We start from the raw sequence: 5,497 nt of genomic DNA, 5'->3' as shown, positions 1-5,497 counted from the left end.
CAAAAGTCTGGCACAACGCAGCGACCGGATACCTCGCTCTTAGCCTGTCGACTACCGTGAACCGTTGAGTGCGTCCGACATTAAGAGCGCCGTAGCCTTTTTTAGGATTTCGTTCTCCATTTCAAGGCGTTGTATTTTCTTCCTCGCCTCACGCAGCTCGAGCTGTTCTGGCGTCAGAGGAAGCCCGGCGGGCGTTTTCCCCTGGCGCTCAAGTCGCAGCTTATTCACCCAACGGGGGATAGCCGAATGGCTTACGTTAACTGCCTCTGCGGCCTTAACGTAGGTATAGCCGTGGTCGACAACTAACTTCGCCGCTTCGAGCTTAAATTCTGGCGTGAAATGTTTAGCCATTGGGTCACCTGTGGTGTTGGGAAGGTGAGAATATCACCTTCCGATCAGGTGGCCAGTATCAGTGTGCCACTACAGTCAGCCTGCTTAACCATCTCGGCAAGGTCATGACTCAGCGCCAGCTGCTGACTCATGTCTGGGGGCCAAACGCAGTTAAGCACAGTCATTATCTGCGCATTTATATGGGCCACCTGCGCCAGAAGCAGGAGCACGATCCGGCACAGCTGCAGCATCTGATCACTGAAATCGGCGTCGGCTACCGCTTTATTCCATAATTTTGCCATAAAAAAAGGCCGCTCACAGCATGAGCAGTCCTTATTCAGCGTGTCGGCAATTAGGCGTTTTTCAGTACCGCACTGACAATTTTCACGGCTTCTTTTTCAATCAACGCACGATGCTCTGTGCCGAGGAAACTTTCACAGTAAATCTTGTAAGCGTCTTCAGTACCCGAAGGGCGCGCGGCAAACCAGCCGTTTTTGGTCATCACTTTCAGGCCGCCGATGGAAGCGCAGTTACCCGGAGCTGCCGTCAAACGCGCAGTGATGGAATCGCCCGCCAGCGTGTCGGCACTGACCATTTCGGGCGATAGTTTTGAAAGCGCGGCTTTCTCCGCGGAGGTTGCCAGAGCCTGAATACGGTTATAGCTCGGGGCACCAAAACGGACCGCCAGCTCATCGTAATGCTGCTGCGGGTTCTTACCGGTCACAGCCGTGATTTCAGCCGCCAGCAGGCACATGATGATGCCATCTTTGTCAGTCGACCACGGTGTACCGTCGAAGCGCAGGAAGGAAGCTCCCGCACTCTCTTCGCCACCAAAACCGAAGCTGCCGTCGAACAGACCATCAACAAACCACTTGAAGCCAACCGGAACTTCCACCAGCTTGCGGCCGAGATCGTCCACCACACGGTCAATCATCGCGCTCGATACCAGAGTTTTACCTACGGCGACGTCTTTGCCCCACTGAGGACGATGCTGGAACAGATACTGAATCGCCACCGCCAGATAGTGGTTCGGGTTCATCAGACCGACCGGAGTCACGATACCGTGGCGGTCATAGTCCGGGTCATTGGCAAAGGCCAAGTCGAATTTGCCACGCAGCGCCAGCAGGCTCGCCATGGCAGATTTGGACGAGCAGTCCATACGGATCACGCCGTCATGGTCCAGATGCATAAAGCGGAAAGTCTGGTCGACAGCATCGTTTACGATAGTCAGATCAAGGTTGTAGAACTCCGCAATACGCTGCCAGTAGGCGATACCGGAACCGCCTAGGGGATCCACACCAATTTTCAGCCCCGCTTTCTGGATTGCTGGAATATCGACGGTCTGTGCCAGACCTTGAATATAAGGCTGGATCAGATCTTTTTCTGTCAGGTGGCCGCTGGCCCGGGCCTGATACAGCGTCATTCGCTGCACGCCTTTCAGGCTATCCTTGATCAGCGCATTGGCACGATCTTCCACCACTTTGGTGACGTTAGTATCCGCCGGACCACCGTTTGGCGGGTTGTACTTGATGCCACCATCTTCTGGTGGATTGTGCGAAGGCGTTATCACGATGCCGTCCGCCTGTGCGCCGCCAGATTTGTTGTGTTCAAGGATGGCATTGGAGATGGCCGGAGTTGGCGTATAGCCATTATCCTGCTGGATAATCACATCCACGCCGTTGGCAGCTAGCACTTCCAGTACGGAAATAATTGCTGGCTCAGACAGCGCGTGGGTATCTTTACCCACGTAGCAAGGGCCGGTAATACCGTTCTTTTTACGCTCTTCGGCAATCGCTTGTGCGATTGCCAGAATGTGGGTCTCATTGAAGCTGTGACGATCCGCGCTACCGCGATGGCCGGAGGTGCCAAATTTCACCGCATGCTCTGCGTTGCCCAGTTCAGGCTGCATGACATAATACTGAGATGTTAATTGTGCAACGTTAATCAAATCGCTCTGCTGGGCGGGTTGCCCTGCACGGGGGTGATTGGCCATTGGTGCTTCTCCCTGACGCTTCAGTTAGAGGGTACCGCAAACTTTCTCAGTCAGTTCCGTCGGGAACTGCATCGACAGCATTATGTGTTCAACCATGCTGCGTTTACGGCCAGTATTTGTGTTGGTGATCACCCAGTACGGCGTGCCCGGAACGTGCTGCGGCTTGGTATGGGTACCATTTTCTACCAGAGTTTGCTGATTGCCCGCGAAATAAACGCGCGTGCGACCTTGCAGAGACTCTGTCGCTTCGCCAAACGCTTTGGCATCCAGACTGTATAAAGTCGATAAAACCAGCATAAAGCGATTCACGGCTCTTTTCTGATCGGCATACTCATCAGAAAGCAACAGTTCACGTACCGCACGCACCCGATCCTGCAGACGGGCTTCAATTTTCACCGCCGTATTCGCTGCTGGCTCTTTCGCCGCCGCTGCGGATGTTGCCGCTGCAGCCGGAGCCGTCTGACCCGCAGTGAACGTCAACATGCGGCGCAAAATATCCGATGCGCTTTCACCAATATGCTGAGTGTGGCTGGCAATATAACGGTATAGCTCTTCGTCGACTTCTATCGTTTTCATCTTTATCCAGTACGGTTATTGCTTGTGTAAGAACGCGGGTCACAGAGACGAAAATGATCGTCAGGATCACCCGTGCTCAACCGATCCAGTCTAACATCAGGATTATAAAGTTAAATCCTGCCGGGTTGTAGCGCCAGACCCGTTTCAGGGCAAAAGTTAGAATATGCCGCAAAAAGATCGTAACCGCATATGGCACCCGCGGCAGAAATTGTGGGATCCATGATACCCTAAGCCCTCACATCAACTGTAAGAACTTTCTCTATGAATTTAAACTTCCGCTTGCAATCGGAACAATCCGCATCAAACGATCTTCCGCTGGTGCTGATCCACGGTCTGTTTGGCAGCCTAGATAACCTTGGCGTGCTGGCGCGAGGGTTAAAAGATGACCGTTGTCTGATTCAGATTGATGTGCGCAATCATGGGTTTTCGCCGCGAGCTGATGAGCTGAGCTATGCACTGATGGCGCAGGATACCCTCGATACGCTCAATGAATTAGCGGTTGAACGCTTCAGCCTTATCGGTCACTCGATGGGCGGCAAGATTGCTATGGCGCTGACCGCACTGGCTCCCGAGTGTGTAAGTGAGATCGTGGTTATCGATATCGCCCCTGTTGCCTATACCACGCGCCATCACGACAAAATTTTTGCCGCCTTACGAGCGGTGTCACAGGCCGGAATTAAAACGCGCAGCGAAGCCGCCGCGCTGATGCGCCTGCACATAGATGAAGAAAGCGTGATCCAGTTTCTGTTAAAATCATTCCATGAAGGTGACTGGCGCTTCAACGTGCCGGCGCTGTGGCAGTGTTACGAGCAGATTATTGGCTGGCAGCCTCTGGCCCCCTGCCCGCATCCGGCGCTGTTTATCCGCGGCGAACGCTCGGCTTATCTGGCGGATGAGTACCGTGGTGCCCTGCTTGCTCAGTTTCCCCAAGCGCGGGCGCATGTGATAGCAGGAGCTGGTCACTGGGTACATGCGGAAAAACCTGATTCAGTTTTACGCGCAATCCGTCGGTTTTTTGCGCTGTAAAAACAATTATATCCTCGGGTTGTTTCGGGTTGCTAAATGATTGTCGTCATCACTTTCACTGGGGTATGATGGCGCGCTAAAATTTGCCGCTGCTGATTTTTCACGCGGCATAACGTCCCTAGTCATCAGAAATTCAGCCTTTCAGTATCACTATCCCTATGGCAAAAGAGAATACGGACCGCACAACGATCGATCTGTTCGCAGATGAACGTCGCCCAGGACGACCTAAAAAGAATCCGCTAACGCGTTATGAGCAGCTACGCATCAACAAGCGCAACCAGCTGAAGCGGGATAAAGTGCGCGGCCTGAAGCGCGTTGAGCTTAAAATGAACAGCGACGCGGTTGATATACTGAACCAGCTGGCAGAAGAGCGCAATATGAGTCGCAGCGAACTGATCAAAGAGATGTTGCTGGAACAGCTGCAGCGTCATCAGTCCTGATCGCTTAGCTTAAGCACTCAGCGACAAAACCAGCAGCATTTCACGTTTATCCGTTTCCGGCGGTCTGTTATCATTAACGATATCTGCGAAAAATTTAGCAGTCATCACATAATTAAGATTCAAGAGGTCATTAAACTCATGGTAATCGTCGGCATTTTCTTCGGCAGCGATACAGGCAATACGGAAAACATTGCAAAACAGATCCAGAAACTGCTGGGTAAAGATGTTGCAGAAGTTCGTGATATTGCCAAAAGCAGCAAAGAAGACCTTGAAGCCTTTGATATTCTGCTGCTGGGCATTCCCACTTGGTACTACGGTGAGGCCCAGTGCGACTGGGATGACTTCTTCCCAACTCTGGAAGAGATTGACTTTAATGGTAAGCTGGTCGCGCTGTTTGGCTGCGGCGATCAGGAAGATTACTCTGAATATTTCTGTGATGCGATGGGCACCATCCGCGACATCATCGAACCGAACGGGGCGATTATCGTCGGTCACTGGCCGACCGAAGGCTATCACTTTGAAGCCTCCAAAGGCCTAGCAGACGACAACAACTTCCTCGGTCTCGCGATTGATGAAGACCGCCAGCCAGAACTCACTAACGAACGTATTGAAAAGTGGGTAAAACAGATTTTTGATGAACTTCAGCTGAAAGAAATCATCGAAGCATAACCACAGCCGCTTGATGTGGGAGTTATCTCACATGAACGTACTTTGCATGGCACTGTTGCAAAGATCTGGCGATGGTAAACTGATGCCACTGTTTAGTTGAAGGAGCAGCACATGAACCCATTTAAAGGTCGACATTTTGAGCGTCATATTATCCTGTGGGCCGTCCGCTGGTACTGCAAATATGGCATCAGTTATCGTGAGCTGCAGGAGATGCTGGCTGAGCGAGGGGTAAATGTCGATCACACCACGATTTATCGATGGGTTCAGCGTTCTGCACCTGAGATGGAAAAGCGGCGGCGCTGGTACTGGCGTCAACCTTCCGGTTTTGGCTCATGGCATCTCGATGAAACCTACGTGAAGGTCAACGGACGCTGGGCTTATCTGTACCGCGCCGTCGACAGCAGGGGCTGCACCATTGACTTTTACCTGTCTTCACGTCGTCACACCAAAGCCGCCTATCGCT

Annotated in this window: 7 protein-coding genes and 1 pseudogene; 5 read left to right on the top strand and 3 right to left on the bottom strand. The window is 52.4% G+C overall.

The genetic code is table 11. The features are described from left to right. Window positions 1–51: 51 nt before the first annotated feature. On the bottom strand, window positions 52–351 hold the full coding sequence (locus BBW68_RS04300; protein ID WP_070133583.1) for an IS3 family transposase: 300 nt from the start codon (window positions 349–351) through the stop codon (window positions 52–54). 77 nt (window positions 352–428) lie between these two features. On the opposite strand from BBW68_RS04300, the pseudogene BBW68_RS04295 reads away from it, so the two are divergent. Then, window positions 429–623, top strand: a pseudogene (locus tag BBW68_RS04295) (winged helix-turn-helix domain-containing protein); the annotation flags it as partial. A 59-nt stretch (window positions 624–682) separates the two neighbouring features. On the opposite strand, the gene pgm reads toward BBW68_RS04295, so the two are convergent. Beyond that, on the bottom strand, window positions 683–2,323 hold the full coding sequence (pgm, locus tag BBW68_RS04290; protein WP_070134150.1) for a phosphoglucomutase (alpha-D-glucose-1,6-bisphosphate-dependent): 1,641 nt from the start codon (window positions 2,321–2,323) through the stop codon (window positions 683–685). 24 nt (window positions 2,324–2,347) lie between these two features. Then, window positions 2,348–2,899, bottom strand: coding sequence for a replication initiation negative regulator SeqA (gene seqA / locus BBW68_RS04285; protein ID WP_070134149.1), 552 nt, complete (start codon window positions 2,897–2,899; stop codon window positions 2,348–2,350). Window positions 2,900–3,160: 261 nt separating this feature from the next. Here seqA and ybfF point away from each other — a divergent pair, with 261 nt between their 5' ends. From ybfF to BBW68_RS04265, 4 genes are all read left to right on the top strand, one after another. After that, a complete protein-coding gene (gene ybfF, locus BBW68_RS04280) occupies window positions 3,161–3,925 on the top strand; it encodes an esterase (protein ID WP_070134148.1) in 765 nt (254 codons plus the stop codon). 158 nt (window positions 3,926–4,083) lie between these two features. Further along, window positions 4,084–4,365, top strand: a complete 282-nt coding sequence (gene ybfE / locus BBW68_RS04275) for a LexA regulated protein (RefSeq protein WP_070134147.1) — start codon at window positions 4,084–4,086, stop codon at window positions 4,363–4,365. A gap of 138 nt (window positions 4,366–4,503) precedes the next feature. Next, window positions 4,504–5,034 (top strand): flavodoxin FldA, encoded by a 531-nt coding sequence (gene fldA / locus BBW68_RS04270; protein WP_070134146.1) that lies wholly within the window; start codon window positions 4,504–4,506, stop codon window positions 5,032–5,034. 111 nt (window positions 5,035–5,145) lie between these two features. Beyond that, a partial coding sequence (locus BBW68_RS04265; RefSeq protein ID WP_148127480.1) for an IS6 family transposase occupies window positions 5,146–5,497 on the top strand: 352 nt, incomplete at its 3' end.

The sequence above is a fragment of the Candidatus Erwinia dacicola genome (assembly GCF_001756855.1).
Lineage (GTDB): Bacteria > Pseudomonadota > Gammaproteobacteria > Enterobacterales > Enterobacteriaceae > Erwinia > Erwinia dacicola.
This window is presented reverse-complemented; position numbering and strand designations above follow the sequence as displayed.